The organism is Pseudomonas sp. B21-009 (assembly GCF_024749345.1).
Lineage (GTDB): Bacteria > Pseudomonadota > Gammaproteobacteria > Pseudomonadales > Pseudomonadaceae > Aquipseudomonas.
The window spans coordinates 301,874-320,889 of the sequence record NZ_CP087199.1 but is presented as its reverse complement, the minus strand read 5'-3'; the positions used below and the strand labels follow the sequence as shown (position 1 = coordinate 320,889).

Annotated in this window: 12 protein-coding genes; 2 read left to right on the top strand and 10 right to left on the bottom strand. The window is 63.4% G+C overall.

Annotated elements, in window-relative coordinates; all coding sequences use genetic code 11:
• Positions 1 to 82 precede the first annotated feature (82 nt).
• From gltB to pilM, 7 genes are all read right to left on the bottom strand, one after another.
• Entirely contained in the window at positions 83 to 4,528 is a 4,446-nt protein-coding gene (gltB, locus tag LOY34_RS01415; protein WP_195885471.1) for a glutamate synthase large subunit, read from the bottom strand.
• A 363-nt stretch (positions 4,529 to 4,891) separates the two neighbouring features.
• The gene (locus tag LOY34_RS01410; protein ID WP_258664203.1) at positions 4,892 to 6,487 is read right to left on the bottom strand and encodes an SPOR domain-containing protein; all 1,596 of its coding nucleotides are present in this window, start codon (positions 6,485 to 6,487) and stop codon (positions 4,892 to 4,894) included.
• A 16-nt stretch (positions 6,488 to 6,503) separates the two neighbouring features.
• Positions 6,504 to 7,601, bottom strand: coding sequence for a 3-dehydroquinate synthase (gene aroB / locus LOY34_RS01405; protein WP_195885470.1), 1,098 nt, complete (start codon positions 7,599 to 7,601; stop codon positions 6,504 to 6,506).
• A 99-nt stretch (positions 7,602 to 7,700) separates the two neighbouring features.
• Complete coding sequence (aroK, locus tag LOY34_RS01400; RefSeq protein ID WP_010222231.1) at positions 7,701 to 8,219, bottom strand: shikimate kinase AroK; 519 nt, start codon at positions 8,217 to 8,219, stop codon at positions 7,701 to 7,703.
• A 4-nt stretch (positions 8,220 to 8,223) separates the two neighbouring features.
• Entirely contained in the window at positions 8,224 to 9,465 is a 1,242-nt protein-coding gene (locus tag LOY34_RS01395; RefSeq protein WP_195885469.1) for a type IV pilus secretin PilQ, read from the bottom strand.
• Positions 9,466 to 9,489: 24 nt separating this feature from the next.
• On the bottom strand, positions 9,490 to 10,326 hold the full coding sequence (locus LOY34_RS01390) for a pilus assembly protein PilP (RefSeq protein WP_258664201.1): 837 nt from the start codon (positions 10,324 to 10,326) through the stop codon (positions 9,490 to 9,492).
• Entirely contained in the window at positions 10,323 to 11,318 is a 996-nt protein-coding gene (gene pilM, locus LOY34_RS01385; RefSeq protein WP_258664199.1) for a pilus assembly protein PilM, read from the bottom strand. The genes LOY34_RS01390 and pilM overlap by 4 nt, the downstream gene beginning before the upstream one ends.
• Positions 11,319 to 11,453: 135 nt before the next feature.
• Between pilM and LOY34_RS01380 the strand changes: the two genes are divergently transcribed.
• Positions 11,454 to 13,907: a penicillin-binding protein 1A gene (locus tag LOY34_RS01380; protein ID WP_195885941.1), complete on the top strand. Its 2,454-nt coding sequence runs from the start codon at positions 11,454 to 11,456 to the stop codon at positions 13,905 to 13,907.
• Between the two features lie 135 nt (positions 13,908 to 14,042).
• Here the strand turns inward: LOY34_RS01380 and LOY34_RS01375 are convergent, their stop codons facing one another.
• The 3 genes from LOY34_RS01375 to rpmE form a co-directional block, all read right to left on the bottom strand.
• Positions 14,043 to 15,311 (bottom strand): malic enzyme-like NAD(P)-binding protein, encoded by a 1,269-nt coding sequence (locus LOY34_RS01375; RefSeq protein ID WP_045193954.1) that lies wholly within the window; start codon positions 15,309 to 15,311, stop codon positions 14,043 to 14,045.
• Between the two features lie 178 nt (positions 15,312 to 15,489).
• Positions 15,490 to 16,311 (bottom strand): thermonuclease family protein, encoded by an 822-nt coding sequence (locus tag LOY34_RS01370; protein WP_195885466.1) that lies wholly within the window; start codon positions 16,309 to 16,311, stop codon positions 15,490 to 15,492.
• Positions 16,312 to 16,313: 2 nt separating this feature from the next.
• The gene (gene rpmE, locus LOY34_RS01365; RefSeq protein ID WP_010222223.1) at positions 16,314 to 16,529 is read right to left on the bottom strand and encodes a 50S ribosomal protein L31; all 216 of its coding nucleotides are present in this window, start codon (positions 16,527 to 16,529) and stop codon (positions 16,314 to 16,316) included.
• Positions 16,530 to 16,701: 172 nt separating this feature from the next.
• Here rpmE and LOY34_RS01360 point away from each other — a divergent pair, with 172 nt between their 5' ends.
• Positions 16,702 to 18,921 carry a primosomal protein N' gene (locus tag LOY34_RS01360; protein ID WP_258664198.1) on the top strand — a complete coding sequence of 740 codons (2,220 nt, stop codon included), beginning with the start codon at positions 16,702 to 16,704 and terminating at the stop codon, positions 18,919 to 18,921.
• Positions 18,922 to 19,016: the final 95 nt, after the last annotated feature.

Here is a 19,016-nt window from a genome sequence, read left to right as displayed (position 1 = left end):
AGCTGCAAGCTGCAAGACGATCACGTGGGCCGGCAAACCTCGTACTGCTTTGAACTTGCAGCTTGAGGCTTGCCGCTTGCCGCTACTGCGGGTTGGCACGGGTGCTGGACAGCAGGTTCTTCAGGTTGGCCGCCTTCGGCTTGACCAGCCAGAAGCGCCGCACGTAATCGTCCAGGTTTTCCCAGAGCTCACGACCCCATTCGCTGTTGGTTTCTTCGACGTATTCAGCCAGCACGCGCTGCAGGTGGCTGCGATAAGCCTCCATGGCCTCGCCGCTGATGCGCTGGATCTCGACCAGTTCGTGGTTGAGCTTGTCGACGAAGCTGTTGTCCATGTCCAGCACGTAGGCAAAACCACCGGTCATGCCCGAGCCGAAGTTGTAGCCGGTCTTGCCCAGAACGCAGACAAAGCCACCGGTCATGTACTCACAGCAGTGATCGCCCGTGCCCTCGACAATCGCGTGGGCACCGGAGTTGCGCACGGCAAAGCGCTCGCCCGCGGTACCGGCGGCGAACAGCTTGCCGCCCGTGGCACCATACAGGCAGGTGTTACCGATGATGGCGCTGTGCTGGGTGGCGAACGGGCTGCCCGCAGGCGGCACAATCACCAGCTTGCCACCGGTCATGCCTTTGCCGACGTAGTCGTTGGCATCGCCTTCGAGGTACATGTTCAGGCCACCGGCGTTCCACACCCCGAAGCTCTGCCCGGCAGTGCCCTTGAAGCGGAAAGTGATCGGTGCCTTGGCCATGCCCTGGTTGCCGTGCAGACGGGCGATTTCGCCGGAGATCCGCGCGCCGATGGAGCGGTCGCAGTTGCAGATGTCCAGCTCGAACTCGGCGCCCGACAGGTCGCGAATGGCCGGCAGGGCCATGTCGACCATCTTCTCGGCCAGCACGCCCTTGTCGAACGGCGGGTTGCGGTCGACTTCGCAGAACTGCGGCTTGTCGGCCGGCACGTGTGGGCTGCCCAGCAACGGGCTGAGGTCCAGGTGTTTCTGCTTCTCGGTTTCGCCGGGGAGCATTTCCAGCAGGTCGGTACGCCCGATCAGCTCGCCGAGGCTGCGCACGCCCAGCTTGGCCAGCCACTCGCGGGTTTCTTCGGCGACGTAGGTGAAGAAATTTACCACCATGTCGACGGTGCCGATGTAGTGATCCTTGCGCAGCTTGTCGTTCTGGGTGGCGACGCCGGTGGCGCAGTTGTTCAGGTGACAGATACGCAGGTATTTGCAGCCCAGGGCGATCATCGGCGCTGTACCGAAACCGAAGCTTTCGGCGCCGAGGATGGCCGCCTTGATCACGTCCAGGCCGGTTTTCAGGCCGCCGTCGGTCTGCACCCGGACCTTGCCGCGCAAGTCGTTGCCGCGCAGGGTCTGGTGGGTTTCGGCCAGGCCCAGTTCCCACGGCGCGCCGGCGTACTTGATCGAGGTCAGCGGCGAAGCGCCGGTGCCACCGTCATAGCCGGAGATGGTGATCAGATCGGCATAGGCCTTGGCCACGCCGGCGGCGATGGTGCCAACACCGGCTTCTGCCACCAGCTTGACCGAGACCAGCGCCTGCGGGTTGACCTGCTTGAGATCGAAGATCAGCTGCGAGAGGTCTTCGATCGAGTAGATGTCGTGGTGCGGCGGAGGCGAAATCAGGGTCACGCCAGGCACGGCGTAACGCAGCCGGGCGATCAGGCCGTTGACCTTGCCGCCTGGCAGTTGGCCGCCTTCACCCGGCTTGGCGCCCTGGGCAACCTTGATCTGCAACACTTCGGCGTTGACCAGGTACTCGGGAGTGACGCCAAAGCGGCCGGTGGCCACCTGCTTGATCTTCGAGCTCTTGATGGTGCCGTAGCGAGCCGGGTCTTCGCCGCCCTCACCGGAGTTGGAGCGCGCGCCCAGGCGGTTCATCGCCTCGGCCAAGGCTTCGTGAGCCTCCGGCGACAGCGCGCCGAGTGAGATACCGGCCGAGTCGAAGCGCTTGAGGATCGCTTCCAGCGGTTCGATCTCGCTCAGCTCCAGCGGCTGCTCCAGGGTTTTCACCTTGAGCAGGTCGCGGATCATCGACACCGGACGCTTGTCGACCAGTGCGGTGTATTCCTTGAACTTGGCGTAGTCGCCCTGCTGCACGGCGGCCTGCAGGGTGTTGACCACGTCCGGGTTGTAGGCGTGGTACTCGCCACCGTGGACGAACTTCAGCAGGCCACCCTGCTGGATCGGCTTGCGCGCGCTCCAGGCTTCGGCGGCGAGCAGCTTCTGCTCGTTCTCGATGTCGACGAAGCGTGCGCCCTTGAGGCGGCTGGCAACGCCACGGAAGCTCAGGTTGACCACTTCTTCCGAAAGGCCGACGGCTTCGAACAGCTGTGCACCCCGGTAGGAACCGACGGTGGAGATGCCCATCTTCGAGAGGATCTTCAACAGGCCCTTGGAGATGCCCTTGCGGTAGTACTTGAAGACTTCTTCAAGATCACCGAGCACTTCGCCGGTACGGATCAGGTCGGCCAGCACTTCGTAGGCCAGATACGGGTACACCGCCGAAGCGCCGAAGCCGATCAGCACGGCAAAGTGATGCGGGTCGCGGGCGGTGGCGGTTTCCACCAGGATGTTGCTGTCGCAGCGCAAGCCCAGTTCAGTCAGGCGGTGATGCACCGCACCGACGGCCAGCGAGGCATGCACCGGCAGTTTGCCCGGGGCGATATGGCGGTCGCTCAGCACCAGCTGGGTCTTGCCGCTGCGCACGGCTTCTTCGGCCTGATCGGCGATGTTGCGCACCGCCGCTTCCAGGCCCAGGCTCTCGACGTAGTTGAGGTCGATCAACTGACGCTCGAAGCCGGGGCGGTCGAGGTTCATCAGCGAGCGCCACTTGGCGGGCGAGATCACCGGCGAGCTGAGGATCACCCGCGAGGCATGCTCCGGGGATTCCTGGAAGATGTTGCGCTCGGCGCCCAGGCAGATCTCCAGCGACATGACGATCGCTTCACGCAGCGGATCGATCGGCGGGTTGGTGACCTGGGCGAATTGCTGGCGAAAGTAGTCGTAGGTCGAGCGCACGCGCTGCGAAAGAATCGCCATCGGCGTGTCGTCGCCCATCGAACCGACCGCTTCCTGGCCTTGTTCGCCGAGCGGACGCAGCACCTGGTCACGCTCTTCGAAGGTGACCTGGAACATCTTCATATACTGCTTGAGCTGGTCAGCATCGTAGCTGGCCACGCCCTGGTCATCGCTGAGGTCGGCCTGGATGCGCAGGGCATTCTGGCGCAGCCAGCGCTTGTACGGATGGCGCGACTTGAGGCGGTTGTCGATGGCGTCGGTGTCGAGGATCTGCCCGGTTTCGGTGTCCACGGCAAAGATCTGCCCCGGGCCGACCCGGCCCTTGGCGATCACGTCTTCAGGCTTGTAGTCCCACACGCCGATTTCCGACGCCAGGGTGATGTAGCCGTTCTTGGTGGTGACCCAGCGCGCCGGGCGCAGGCCGTTGCGGTCGAGCAGGCACACCGCATGGCGGCCTTCGGTCAGTACCACGCCGGCCGGGCCGTCCCATGCTTCCATGTGCATGGAGTTGTATTCGTAGAACGCGCGCAGGTCGGCGTCCATGGTCTCGACGTTCTGCCACGCCGGCGGAATGATCATGCGCACGCCGCGGAACAGGTCGATGCCGCCGGTGACCATCAGTTCGAGCATGTTGTCCATGCTCGAGGAGTCGGAACCGACGCGGTTGACCAGCGGGCCGAGTTCTTCGAGGTCCGGGATCAGGTCGTTGGCGAACTTGGTGCGCCGCGCCTGGGCCCAGTTGCGGTTACCGGTGATGGTGTTGATCTCACCGTTGTGGGCGAGGAAGCGGAACGGCTGCGCCAGCGGCCATTTCGGCAGGGTGTTGGTGGAGAAGCGCTGGTGGAACACGCAGATCGCGGTTTGCAGGCGCTCGTCGCTGAGGTCCGGATAGAAGGCGGCGAGGTCCGCCGGCATCATCAGGCCTTTGTAGATGATGGTTTTGTGCGAAAAGCTGCAGATGTAGTGGTCGGTGTCGGCGGCGTTGGCCACCGAAGAGCGACGACGGGAGCTGAACAGCTTGATCGCGAATTCCTGATCGCTCAGGCCTTCACCGCCAATGAACACCTGCTCGATCTGCGGCAGGCGCTCCAGGGCCAGGCGGCCGAGGACGCTGGTGTCGATCGGCACTTTGCGCCAGCCCACCAGTTGCAGGCCGGCCGCGAGGATCTCGCGGTTCATGTTGGCGCGCGCGGCTTCAGCCTTGGTGTTGTCCTGATTGAAGAACACCATGCCGACCGCATATTGCTTGGGCAGCTCAGTGGCGAACTGTTCGCGGGCCACGGCACGCAGGAACTGATCGGGCTTTTGCATGAGCAGACCGCAACCGTCGCCGGTCTTGCCGTCGGCGTTGATCCCACCGCGGTGGGTCATGCAGGTCAGGGCCTGGATGGCCGTTTGCAAAAGGTGGTGGCTGGGTTCGCCCGTCATATGGGCGATCAGGCCGAAACCACAGTTATCCTTGAATTCTTCGGGATGGTACAGACCTGTTTTCATAGACACTTTCTCACCAGGTTCGCCTCTCACCAAGGCAAATCTTTTTTTAGTACAACCACTTACCATCCACGCCGAACGAATGCCAGCTTTGCGGGGGCAATAGGGGAGCCATTGTTGCACAGCGACAGGGAAGCCCACAAATTTACGACGAATTGCCGTAAGTCCATGTCGCATTTTTGAATGTTTTTAAGCGTGCACCGTGGTAACGGCATGGCTTGAGTCTGAAGCGTTTCAGCCTGGACTGCAAGAACGGCTTGTGGCCGGCAGTCTGGGACAGAAAAGCCTGCCGCGCAGTACGCAGCAGGCTTGACCGATGTTCAGGAGTCGCTCAGCAGGTGGCGGGGGTAGTGCCACCAGGCTATATCAGCGGGTCGAGGCCAGTTCTTGTTGGACGCTGGCGACGGTACGAGGCCAAGGTTTACCAGCCTGGACCTTGGCTGGCAAGGCCTTGATTGCAGCCAGGGCGGCATCACGGCTGGCGAAGTTGCCGTAGGTGATGACGTACAGCGGCTTGCCCTGCAGGGTTTTCTTGAAGTAGCGATAGTCGCCACCCTGAGCCTTGACGTAGGCCTGGGCCGACGCTTCGGAGCTGGTGCCGAGGATTTGCACGACATAATTGCCCGGCTTCTGCCCGGCGTACCAGCTACCACCGGCTGCGGGCTTGGCGGCCGGCTTCTCGGCAGGCTTGGGCGCAGGCTTGGCGGTTGCAACCTGGGGTGGCGCAGGCTTGGCTGCAGGAGCAACCGGCTTGCTGGCAACAGGCGCTACCGGCTGCTGCACAGGTGCAACCGGTTGCGCCGGGGTTGGTGCGGGGCCAGCAGTGACACCTGCCGGTGGCGCGATAGTGGTGACGGTCGGCGGAGTAGACGGCTGCAGCGCGGTTTCGCCGGCTGGCGTCGACTCTTCGCCTTCACCCATGCCGGTAGACTCGGCCAGCGGGCCACGCATGACTGGTTGCGACTGACCTACCAGCGGCAGTGGCATCGGCTGCGAATTGCCGGCGAATTCGATCGCCGGGCCGCCGTTGTTCGATTGGGCATTGCCTGGCTGACCTTCGCCCAGCGGCAGTTGCGCCTGTTCGGCAGGGGCAGTTGGCGCCTGATCACCCTTCTTCGGCATCAGCACGGCGGCCGCGACGGCGACCACGACAACTGCAGACAGCGCCAGCACATGTTTCTTCGGCATATTGAACCCCATTGATGGTCGCTTCGCCGTGGTCCGGCTGGCGATCATGGCTTCGATCAAGGTATCGCGGGCAACCTGGTTGATAGTCCCGGGCCAGCCGTCAGAGTTTTGGTGAATATCAACGATCTGCTCACTGCTGAACACTTCGATGCCCCGCCCGGCACCTTCAAGGCGCTGCTCGAGGTATTCACGGGTTTCTTCTTCGCTGTAGGGCTCAAGCTCGATGACATGAAAGCGCTCCTGCTCGGCATTGAGCTCTTCCAGCCCGGCGATCAGTGACGGCTCGCCAAACAGGAAGACATGCGGACGCCCTTCCGGGGTACCCGCCGCCAACTCCAGCAAGGCTTGGAGTGCCGACTCGCCAAGTTGTTCCGCATCGTCCACCAGCAGATAGACTTCCTGCCCGGTCAGCGCCAGTTGTACCACCTGGGCAAGGATGTCCGGGACTTCAGCCTGGGCCACGCCCAATGACTGGGCCACCTGGCCGAGCAGGCTGGCGGCATCGCTGGCGCCACGGGCGGAAACCACCACGCTCTGCACCGATTGCTTGTTGGTGCTGGCCACCAGGGCCTGGCGCAGCAGGGTCTTGCCACTGCCTTGAGGGCCAGTGACCACCAGCAGCAACTGGCTGTAGCGGGCCAGGTGGTGCAATTGGCCGAGTACCGGCTTGCGCTGGGCTGGGAAGAATTTGAAACCCGGCACCCGTGCAGCGAAGGGGTCGTGGTTCAACTGGTAATGGCCGAGAAAGGCCTCGTCGGCATGCAAACTAGTCATCGGACGCTCATCAACCTCAAAGCTGGGCCACGATCGCGCGGTAATCCGCGGCCAGCGTGGCCTGAAGAATCTCTTTCGGATAGTCGTCGGTGATCACCGCTTCGCCCATGCGGCGCAGCAGGACCAGACGCAGACGACCGTCGAGTACCTTTTTATCTACTGCCATGTGTTCCATGAACTGCGCCGGGGTCATCTCGGCGGGCGGCACCACCGGCAAGCCTGCGTTCTGGAACAGACGGATACCACGGTCACGCTCCTGCTGGCTGATCCAGCCCAGGCGCATGGACATTTCCAGGGCCATTACAGTGCCCGCCGCGACGGCCTCACCGTGAAGCCACACACCATAGCCCATGTGGGTCTCGATGGCGTGACCGAAGGTGTGGCCCAGGTTCAGCGTGGCACGCACGCCCGACTCGCGCTCATCGGCGCCCACTACCGCAGCCTTGGCCGCGCAGGAACGACGAATGGCCTCGGTCAGCGCCACCTGGTCAAGGCCGCGCAAGGCCTGCATATGCTCTTCGAGCCAGCCAAGGAAGGGTTCGTCACAAATCAGGCCGTATTTGATCACTTCGGCCAGGCCTGCCGACAGCTCGCGCGGCGGCAGGCTATTGAGGCTGCGGGTGTCGATCAGCACCGCGTTGGGCTGATAGAAGGCACCGACCATGTTCTTGCCCAACGGGTGGTTGATGCCGGTCTTGCCGCCTACCGACGAATCGACCTGGGACAACAAGGTAGTCGGCACCTGGATGAAATCCACGCCGCGCTGGTAACAGGCGGCGGCAAAGCCGGCCATGTCGCCGATCACCCCGCCGCCAAGCGCTACCACGGTAGTGCGGCGGTCGTGGCGGGCGGTCAGCAGCGCATCGAAGATCAACTGCAGGGTTTCCCAGTTCTTGTAGGCCTCGCCGTCGGGCAACACCACCGGCAGTACCGAATAGGCACCCAGGGTCTTGCTCAGGCGTTCGAGATAGAGGGGTGCGACAGTCTCGTTGGACACGATGGCGACCTGCCGGCCAGCGATATGCGGCGCCAGCAGTTCAGGTTGATCCAGCAGGCCTTCGCCAATGTAGATCGGGTAGCTACGTTCGCCCAATTCGACCTTTAGTGTCTGCATGTGTCCCCACAATGAACTAGGCGCGGCATCGATGGCTCGAACCGCGCGATAACGGTGTGCCCTGTCACGGCATGACTGGTCGCCGAGGATAGTCCTGGCTTAACGGGGCGGCAACTTCTGCAAGCGCTCGAGAATATCCTGCACCACCATTCGCGGTGGCCGTTCGTCGGTTTCCACCACCAGATCGGCAATCTCGCGGTAAAGCGGGTCGCGAACCTCCAGCAGCGCGCGCAAGGTCGCCTCCGGGTTGGCCGTGCGCAGCAACGGCCGGTTGCGATCACGGGAGGTGCGCCCGACCTGCTGCTCAACCGAGGCATGCAGGTACACCACTCGCCCGCCGGCATGCAGGGCCTGACGGTTGGCATCGCGCATTACCGCGCCGCCACCGGTAGCCAGCACCACGCCATCGAACGCGCAGAGCTCGGCGATCATCGCCTGCTCGCGGTCACGAAAGCCCGGCTCGCCTTCCTTATCGAAGATCCACGGGATATTGGCGCCGGTGCGCAATTCAATTTCCTTGTCGGAATCCTTGAACGGCAGGCGCAGCTCTTTGGCCAGCAGGCGGCCGATGGTGCTTTTGCCAGCACCCATCGGCCCCACAAGTATCAAATTTCGCACAGAATCAACGACTCACAGCAATCGCCTGGTCACTCATGATACGCGGAGTCAGGAAGACCAGCAGCTCGGATTTTTTCTCTTGTAGAACATCGCGACGAAACAGCCGCCCAACATACGGCACATCGCCGAAAAATGGCACCTTGTCGACAACTTTACTTTGCACCGTCGAGTACACGCCGCCGATGACGATGGTCTCGCCATCATTGATACGCACCTTGGCGTTGACCTCGTTTTTACGGATCGCTGGCACGTGATCCAGGGCGTTGAGGTAGTCGGGCTCGTCCTTGGTCACCTTGACCGCCATGATTACCCGGTTGTCCGGGGTGATCTGCGGGGTTACCTCAAGGGACAGCGAGGCTTCGCGGAAGGTCACCGAGGTAGCGCCGCTGCCGCTGGTTTCCTGATACGGCACCTCGGTGCCCTTGAGGATCCGCGCGGTTTCCTTGTCGGCGGTGACCACCTTGGGCTGGGAGATGATTTCGCCGTTGCCGGTGCGCTCCATTGCGCTCAGTTCCAGGTCGAGCAGCGCACTGTTGCGCACCAGGCCAAAGCCGATACTCGACGATGCCCGGTCCGCGCCAAGGTCGACGAAGGTATCGCCACCGCCCAGGCTCAAGCCCTTGCCCAACTGCACCTCGCCACCCCAGCGCACACCCAGGCTCTTTTCAAAATCGACGTTGGCCTCGACGATCCGCGCCTCGATCATGACCTGGCGTACCGGCACATCGAGTTCGCCGATCAACCTGCGCAGCTCTTCCAGACGTTCCGGCGACTGGCTGGCGACCAGGGTGTTGGTGCGCTCATCGACACTCAGCGAACCATGGCTGGCGCCGCCGGCCTCATGGGCCATCAGGCTGTGGAAAAGCTCGGCGATATCGGTGGCCCTGGCGTGGTGGATCGGTATCAGCTCGCGCCGCGACGGCGCGGACCCGGCCAGTTCGGCAAGCGGTGCGACCAGCAATACATTGCCATCCTTGCGCTGCTCCAGGCCCTTGCTGCGCAGCACCAGCTCCAGCGCCTGGTCCCAGGGCACATCCTGCAAGCGCAAGGTCACCTTGCCCTGCACCGCATCACTGGCCACCAGGTTGACCCCGGAAAAATCAGCCAGCACCTGCAGTACCGTGCGCACTTCGACATCCTGAAAATTCAATGACAGCGGCTCACCGTCGTACAGTTGCTTGCCCGCAAACGCGCCGGCAGACAGGCAACAGCCTATCAGCACCGCAACCACAGCTCCCTTGCCCATCGATGACCTCCCTGGTCGGCACCTTCAGCGCAGGGCGAGAGTTCGCCGCCGCGCTTGCCAGCCTTGGCCGGCAACAAAAACCTGTTCGATGACCTCGACATGGCGCTCGCCAATCTCGGCCACCTGCCCCTGGTCACGCCCCAAGCGGTCACCGACCTGCAGCCGATGCACGCTGCCATCAGCCTGGATCAGCGCGTAGCGCACACCGCGACTGGCGAGGCTGCCGACCATTTCCAGCTGCTCCAGCGCCAGGCGCTGCAAGACATCGGCCTGCACCGCCAGCGCAGATGGAGCGAATGGATTGCGCAGCATCGCAACCGGCCGTCGCTGCGCCGCCTGTGGCTGCGCGCCAGGGGCCAACTGCGGCTGCGAGCGAGGCTGGTATGAGCGAACCTGCAATTCCATGTGCAGCAACTGCGCATCGGCCGGCTTCAGCGAAAGCCCTTGCACGGTAATCAGCCGCGGCTGCGCGGCCAGGTCCGCGAAAAATTCGCCAAGCGCCGAAAAGGCGCCACGCAAGCGCAGTTGCACGGGCAGTTCCAAGTAATGCTCAGCGGTCGACGCTTGGACTACCTGCAACTGTTCAATGGCCACTTCATGGGCCTCGGCCAGGCGGGAGAGCAACTCGAACACGGCAGGCTCGGCGCTCCCTGCCGACAATTGCCAGCGCGCTTGCTGCAAGCCGCTGTGCAATTCGGCCGTCGGCTCAACGCTGTCTGCGTTGGCGTGCGCCAAGGCATCGACCATCAGCGGCCGTAAATGCACGGCGTAAGCCAGGCCTGCCAGAAGCGCCAGCAAGCCCGTCAGTATCAACGCCTGTACTGGCCAGGCTCGACTTGCCAGCACACCGCAGAAGCTCAAGGTGCAACCTCAAGGGCTGCTACCAGCTCAAACGCATGCCCCTCCTCGACCGCACTTAGCTGCTGAAGCTCGGCCGGCTCCTGGCTCAGGGCGGTCAGGTACACGCCATCGGGCATGGCCCGCTCAACCTGCTCGAAGACATCCACGGCGAAATGCCGGCCAGCCTGCAAGCGTTGCAACTGCCTCAGTTCCTGCCGCAAAGCCTCGGGCTCCAGTTGCCCGCCGGGCGGGCTGAGCGACTGCTGCTGCATGACGCCACGAAAATGCTGGTCGATGAGACCACTGGCAACGGCAACCAGCAGCACAACACTTGCACAGCCTGCCTGAAACCCTCGAGTACGCAGACGCTGGCGGCGCTCGCGCCATGGCAACAAATTAAGTCGCACGCCGCCCATGGCCAGGGCGCAGGCCACGTCCAGGCTCGAGCCCGCGTGGTCCAGTTCGGCGTCGAGCGCTACTGCCGGAGCACGCTGCAGCGCCTGGCTATCGATCTCCAGCACCCGTGCATTGAGCCCGGCGACTTCAAAGGTGGCCTCAAGTGTTTCCAGCAAACCGCGATGACAGGCCGCGATCTGAACGCTCACCGCATTAGCGCCAGCCGGCGCCTGCAGCCGGTAATCCAGCGCGGTGTCTTCAAGGTCGAAGGGAATGAACTGCTCAGCGGCATCGTGCACCTGCGCAGCCACTTCAGCATCGGCCAGACCCGCCGGCAGGCTTATCGATTTGCTGATAGCCCGCGCCGCCGGCAAGGCCACGGCGGCTTGCCGACAGAGGCTGCCACTGCGCTGCAGCGCGCGTTTCAGGGCCAGGCCAACCACCTCGGGGTCGGCAATCCAGCCGTCGAGCATGGCCCCGACAGGCAGCGGTTCAAGCGCCCAGGCCCGCACGCGCCACGCGCCTTTGCGCCGGTGCAATTGCACCAGTCGGATAGACGGCGGGGCAATTTCTACCCCCAGGAGTGAACCGGCATCCATGCCGAAGCGTCCAAGCATTGGTTTTTTCCTTGCTGGCGACAGCCGCGTGCGTAACGCGGCGAGTTGAAAAATGCTTATAATGCCCAGCGTTTATCCTTTGTCCGCTGGCCCCGCGCGCAACCCATTCTTTTATCTGGACGCCCTAAAGCCTTGATACGCCTGCTGAAGTTCTTCTGGTGGTCTTTCGTCGCAGTCATCTGCGCGCTCGTGCTCGGTCTGAGCGGCGCATTTCTGTATCTTAGCCCCAGCTTGCCCTCGGTAGAGGCCCTCAGAAGCATCCAGTTGCAGATCCCTTTGCGGGTCTACAGCAGCGACGGCAAGCTGATCGCCGAGTTCGGCGAAATGCGCCGCTCGCCCATCCGTTTTGCCGACATTCCGCCGCATTTCATCCAGGCTTTGCTGTCGGCTGAAGACGACAATTTCGCCAATCACTACGGCGTTGACCCCAGCAGCCTGATGCGTGCTGCAACACAATTGCTCAAGTCCGGGCACATCCAGACCGGCGGCAGCACCATCACCATGCAGGTGGCGAAGAACTTCTTCCTCAGCAGCGAACGCAGCTTCTCGCGCAAGACCAACGAGATTCTCCTGGCCCTGCAGATCGAACGCGAACTGACCAAGGACGAGATCCTCGAGCTGTACGTCAACAAGATCTACCTGGGCAACCGCGCCTACGGCATCGAGGCCGCCGCGCAGGTGTACTACGGCAAGTCGATCCGCGATGTCAGCCTGGCGCAGATGGCGATGATCGCCGGCCTGCCGAAAGCGCCGTCGCGCTTCAACCCGTTGGCCAACCCGGTGCGCGCCAAAGAGCGCCGCGACTGGATCCTGGGGCGCATGTACAAGCTCGGCAAAATTGATGAAGCCAGCTACCAGACAGCATTGGCCGAACCGATCAACGCCAGCTACCACGTGCCGACCCCAGAAGTTAACGCACCCTACATCGCCGAGATGGCCCGCGCCGAAATGGTCGGCCGCTACGGCAGCGATGCCTACACCGAAGGCTTCCGCGTCACCACCACGGTGCCGAGCGACCTGCAGGAAATCGCCAACAAAGCCGTACTCAACGGCCTCACCGCCTACGACGAGCGTCATGGTTACCGTGGCCCCGAGTCGCGCTTCCCGGGCAAGACCCGTGACGCCTGGCTGCAGGAACTGAGCAAGCAACGCCCGTTGGGCGGCCTGGAGCCGGTGATCGTCACCGAAGTCAGCAAGACCGGCCTGCAGGTGCTGACTCGCGCCGGTAACCAGGAGTCGGTGGCCTGGGAGACCATGAAGTGGGCCCGCCCGTTCCTCAACACCAACAGCCAGGGCCGTGCACCACAGCAGCCTGCCGACGTTGCCCAGGTCGGCGACCTGATTCGCGTGCAGCGCCTGGACGACGGCAGCCTCAAATTCAGCCAGGTGCCGGGAGCGCAGAGCGCGCTGGTATCGCTGGACCCGAACAGTGGTGCGATCCGCGCCCTGGTCGGCGGTTTCTCGTTCGAGCAGAGCAACTACAACCGCGCCATGCAGGCCAAGCGTCAGCCGGGCTCGAGCTTCAAGCCGTTCGTGTACAGCGCTGCGCTGGACAACGGCTACACCGCCGCCAGCCTGGTCAACGACGCGCCGATCGTATTTGTCGACGAATACCTGGACAAGGTCTGGCGGCCGAAGAACGACACCAACACCTTCCTCGGCCCGATCCGCATGCGCGAGGCGCTGTACAAGTCGCGAAACCTGGTATCGATTCGCCTGCTGCAGGCCATGGGTGTAGGCCCGACCATCGACTACATCAGCAAGTTCGGCTTCAACAAGCAGGACCTGCCGCCCAACCTGTCGCTGGCCCTGGGCACCGCAACCCTGACGCCGATGGAAATCGCCACCGGCTGGAGCACCTTTGCCAACGGCGGCTACAAGATCAGCCAATACCTGATCGAACGCATCGAGAGCCGCAACGGCGAGACCCTGTTCACTGCCAACCCGCCACGGGTCCCGCAAAGCGAACAGGTCGAAGCCGGCATCGCCGCCCCCGAGCAGCCGATCAGCACCCAGCTGCCGGGCGAAGGCCTGAGCACCGTGGCCAGCGACCCGGCCGCCGCCGTCGCCCAGCCGCCGGCCGTGGCCGAGCGCATCATTGACGGGCGCACCAGCTATATCCTCACCAGTATGCTCCAGGACGTGATCAAGCGCGGTACCGGGCGCCGCGCCCTGGCCCTGGGCCGTACCGACCTGGCCGGCAAGACCGGTACCACCAACGAATCCAAGGACGCCTGGTTCTCCGGCTACAACGCCGACTACGTAACCACCGTCTGGACCGGCTTCGACCAACCGGAAACCCTCGGCCGCCGCGAGTATGGCGGCACCGTGGCGCTGCCGATCTGGATGAGCTACATGGGCGCTGCACTCAAAGACAAGCCCAACCATGCCCCGGCCGAGCCGGAAGGCATCCTCAGCCTGCGCGTCGACCCGGTCAGCGGCCGGGCGGCGACGCCAAGCACGCCGAACGCCTACTTCGAGCTGTTCAAGGCCGAAGACACACCGCCTTCGGTCAACGAGCTGGGTAACGGCAGCGCACCGGGCAGCCCGCTGCCAGCGGACGAGGCAGCGCCGATCGATCTGTTCTGATGACGGAGGCGCCCACAGATCCTTTGTGGGCGCTGGCCTTGCCAGCGATGAAGCCAACACCGATCCACAGCCGTCACCCACAAAAAAGCCCCGACTCTCGCGAGCCGGGGCTTTTTGTTATGACGCTACAACAGCTTAGCCGTTGAACACGTCATCCACGCTTTTCAGCGGGTAGTTCTTCGGATACGGCAGGGTCGCCACACCAGTCTCGATCGCGGCCTTGGCCACGGCATCGGAAACCACGGTGATCAGGCGAGCGTCCATTGGCTTCGGAATGATGTACTCACGGCCGAATTCCAGGGCGTCGACGCCGTAGGCTGCGCAGACTTCCTTAGGCACTGGCAGCTTGGCCAGGTCTTTCAGGGCGTTGGCGGCGGCGATTTTCATTTCTTCGTTGATGCGCTTGGCGCGAACGTCCAGGGCACCGCGGAAGATGAACGGGAAGCCCAGTACGTTGTTGACCTGGTTCGGGTAGTCGGAACGACCGGTAGCCATGATCACGTCGTTACGGGTGGCGTGGGCCAGCTCCGGGGAGATCTCTGGATCAGGGTTCGAGCAGGCGAACACGATCGGGTTCGGCGCCATCGACTTCAGGCCTTCAGGGCTCAGCAGGTTCGGGCCGGACAGGCCGACGAACACGTCAGCGCCTTGCAGGGCGTCAGCCAGGGTGCGCTTGTCGGTAGCGTGGGCGAACACCGCCTTGTACTGGTTCAGGTCGTCACGGCCAGCGTGGATCACGCCAGTACGGTCAACCATGAAGATGTTCTCGATCTGTGCGCCCATGCTCACCAGCAGTTTCATGCAGGAGATGGCGGCGGCACCGGCGCCCAGGCAGACGATCTTGGCGTCGGCCAGGGTTTTGCCAGCGATTTCCAGGGCGTTGATCATGCCGGCGGCGGTAACGATCGCGGTGCCGTGCTGGTCATCGTGGAATACCGGGATGTCGCACTGTTCGATCAGCGCGCGCTCGATTTCAAAGCACTCTGGCGCCTTGATGTCTTCCAGGTTGATGCCACCGAAGGTGATCGAGATGCGCTTGACGGTGTCGATGAAGGCTTGCGGGCTCTCGGAGTCGACTTCGATGTCGAACACGTCGATACCGGCGAAACGCTTGAACAGAACGCCCTTGCCTTCCATGACCGGTTTGGAGGCCAGTGGGCCGAGGTTACCCAGGCCGAGGATGGCGGTGCCGTCGGAAATGACTGCTACCAGATTGCCCTTGCCGGTGTACTTGTAGGCCAGTTCCGGATCGCGACCGATTTCGCGAACCGGCTCAGCCACGCCAGGGCTGTAGGCCAGCGCCAGGTCGCGAGCAGTCGCGGTAGGTTTGGTGAGCTCGACGCTCAGTTTCCCCGGACGAGGTTGAGCGTGGTATTCGAGAGCGGCAGTTTTCAAATCTGACATGGTGGGCATTCCGCTATTTACTGTTCTGACGGACCGCCGAGGATACGCAAAGAGCAAAGGGCCGACAAGACTGCCCGGTCACTTGTGTCAAGGCCTTTAACCTACGACTTTCCGCCAAGAGCCACGGCCTGCAAGGGTTTCGATGTGTACAATCGAAATTAAAAATGTAGACAATTTTTTATCTTTCGACCCGTTCCAGCATCGACGGATCGGTCAGGGGCAGCAACCAGCGTTGCTGTCCCGACTTCAGGCCACCTTTGCGGGAACGATCCAGCACCCAACCGCGGGCTTCGATCGATCGACCTTTCAGATCAGTGAAGAACGAAGAGGGGAAATTGCGCTGCAGGCGTGCCGGCACCTGAAGCACCAGAGAATCGTCGATTTCGATCCAGATACCCCCGCGATTGCGCTGGATATCCATCACCTTGCCACTTATCAGGGCAAAACCGGACTGACGCACGGCGCTTGCCGGGGTCAATGGCGATTGCCGCCACAGGCCTTTGCCGGCCTGACGAGCGGCGCGCTCGGCCTGCACCTGGCAGCCGGCCAACGCGACGTTGGGGGCCACCGCAACCCGGTAGCCAAGGCCTTCACTGAGCAGTTGTGCCTCGAAATTGTCGCCAGAGCGGCCGTAGACATGCGCCAGAGTACGGCCATATTTGTCCCGCGCCTCGACGCCAGGAACCAGCCCCACCTGCCCGCCGCTGGCCTTGACCAGGGCCTGCAAGCGCTGCCGTGCAGCCTCGGCGAAGGCTTCACTGCTGCGACCTTTGCGACCGATTTCCGGTGCATTGATACCAATCAGGCGAACACTGCGGCCATCATTCAGACGCAAGGTATCGCCATCGACCACCTGGCGCACGCTGACCACCTGCGCATCGACCGGTGCCGCGCAGAATGCCAGGGCCGGCAACTGCCAGATCGCGCCCATAAAAAAGGCGCCCACGAGGGACGCCTTTTTCAGCAGCAATGCCAAACCCATCGGGCCAGCGTCGCGCAATCTTACTTCTTGGCACCGAACATGCCGAAGCGATCGGCGAACTTCTGTACGCGGCCGCCGGTGTCCAGGACCTTCTGCTTACCGGTGTAGAACGGGTGGCAGAGGTTGCAAACGTCGATCGGCAGGGCCTTGGCCAGAGTCGAACGAGTTTCGAATTTGTTACCGCAGCTGCAGGTAACTTCTACAGCTTCGTATACCGGATGGATATCGGCTTTCATGGTGTTTCCTCAGTGCTGACGTGCCGCCACTCAACACCATTGTTGAATACCGCACGCAAAATAGGGTCGGAATAATACCAGAGCAAACAGCCAACGCAAGTTGTCGCTTAGACCGGCGGTCGTCTGCTAGGCTCGCCGGACCCTGGAATTCCCCCTGCAGAGAACCTTTCGCGTGTCCGACGTCATTCTACGCCTTGCCCTGCCCTCGCCCCTGCGGCGGCTGTTCGACTACAGGGCACCGGCAAGCATGGCGCGCCAGGCACTGACCCCGGGCATGCGTATCCGCGTGCCGTTTGGTCGACGCGAGATGATCGGCATCCTGATCGAGATCAGCGACACCAGCGAGGTGCCGGCCGACAAGCTCAAGCCCGCAATCGCCCTGCTCGATCCGGTGTCGCCGCTGCCGCCGGCACTGTTCAAGCTGTGCCTGTGGACTGCGCAGTATTATCAGCACAGCCTCGGCGATACCCTGAGCTGGGCCCTGCCGGTGCTACTGCGCCAGGGCGAACCGGCGCAAGCGCGCCAGGAGCGCTTCTGGCAAGTGGCGCCGGGCGCACGCCTGGACGACCCGCGCATCGCCCGCGCGCCGCGCCAGCGCGAAGCCCTGGCAACCCTGGCGCAGCACCCCCACGGCGTGGCCCATACCTTGCTGAGCAAGCTGACGCTGAGCAAGGACAGCCTCGACCTGCTGCTGGCCAAGGAGCTGGTGCAGGTCGAGGTGCGCCGCCACTTGCCCCAGGAGCGCCACGAACACTGGCTGGCGCAGCCGGAGCTGCCGCTCAACGACGAGCAGCGCACCGCCTTCAATGCGGTACGCTCAGGCTTCGACAGCTTTCATGCCTCCTTGTTGGCCGGGGTCACCGGCAGCGGCAAGACCGAGGTCTACCTGCAACTGATCCGCGAAACCCTGGAGGCCGGCAAGCAGGCGCTGATTCTGATCCCGGAGATCAACCTGGGGCCGCAAACCCTGGCGCGCTTCGAGCAGCGTTTTAACGCGCGCATCGCCCTGCTGCACTCGGCGGTCAATGACCGCGAGCGCCTGGATGCCTGGCTGGCCGCCCGTGACGGCGAGGCCGACATCATCATCGGCACCCGCTCAGCATTGTTCACACCGATGAAAAACCCCGGCTTGATCATCATCGACGAAGAACACGACGGCTCGTATAAACAGCAGGAAGGCCTGCGCTACCACGCCCGCGACCTGGCGCTGGTGCGCGCACGCCAGGAGAACATCCCGATCCTGCTGGGCTCGGCCACGCCGTCGCTGGAGAGCCTGCATAACGCCCACAGCGGCCGCTATGGCCTGCTGCGCCTCAACCAGCGCGCCGGCGGCGCCCAGCAGCCGCGCTTCCTGCGCCTGGATGTGAAGAGCCGGCCGTTGGACAGCGGCATCAGCGGGCCGATGCAGCAAGCCATCGGCCAGACCCTGGCGGCCGGCCAGCAGGTACTGGTGTTCCTCAACCGCCGCGGCTTTGCGCCGACGCTGCTGTGCCATGACTGCGGCTGGATGTCCGAATGCCCACGCTGCGATGCGCGCATGACCGTGCACCAGCGCTCCAATGAGCTGCGCTGCCACCACTGCGGCTACGACGAGCGCGTGCCGCGCCAGTGCCCGCAGTGCAACAAAGTCGACCTGCGCCCGGTGGGTGCCGGCACCGAGCGTGCCGAGGAGCGCCTGAGCATTCTTTTTCCGGATTACCCGGTGCTGCGCGTCGACCGCGACAGCACTTCGCGCAAAGATGCGATGAACCAGTTGTTCGCCACCATCCAGCGCGGCCAGCCGTGCATCCTGGTTGGCACCCAGATGCTCGCCAAGGGCCACCACTTTCCGCGGGTGACCCTGGTGTCGATCCTCGATGCCGACGGCGGCCTGTTCTCCGGCGATTTTCGCGCCAGCGAGCGCATGGCGCAGATGATCGTCCAGGTCGCCGGCCGCGCCGGGCGCGCCGAGGAGCCGGGCAAGGTGATCATCCAGACCCACCTGGCCGACCATCCTTTATTGGTGCAACTGACCGAGCAGGGTTACTTCGCCTTTGCCGAGCAGGCCCTGAGCGAGCGCCGCGCCGCCGGCCTGCCGCCTTTCGCGCACCTGGCGCTGTTGCGCGCCGAAGCGCATAAGCCGGGGCAGGCCGAGGGGTTTCTCGATGAAGCCTGCAGCGCCGCCGAGCAGTTGCTGGCCGAACAGAACCTGCACGGCATCGAGCTGCTGGGCCCGGTACCGGCGCCGATGGAACGCCGTGCCGGGCGGTTTCGTGCGCAATTGTTGCTCCAGGCCAATGCCAGGGCACCTTTGCATCGACTGATCAGCGCCTGGTTGCTAGTGTTGGAACAGATGCCGTCCGGGCGCCAGGTGCGTTGGTCGCTGGATGTCGATCCGGTGGATTTGTACTGACAGCATTGGCCCAAAGGTTGGCAACCTCGCCCCGGCAACGGATAATGTCCAGTTTTTCCACCTGCGCATCGAAGCGCCGCCGCGCTTGCGGTCGA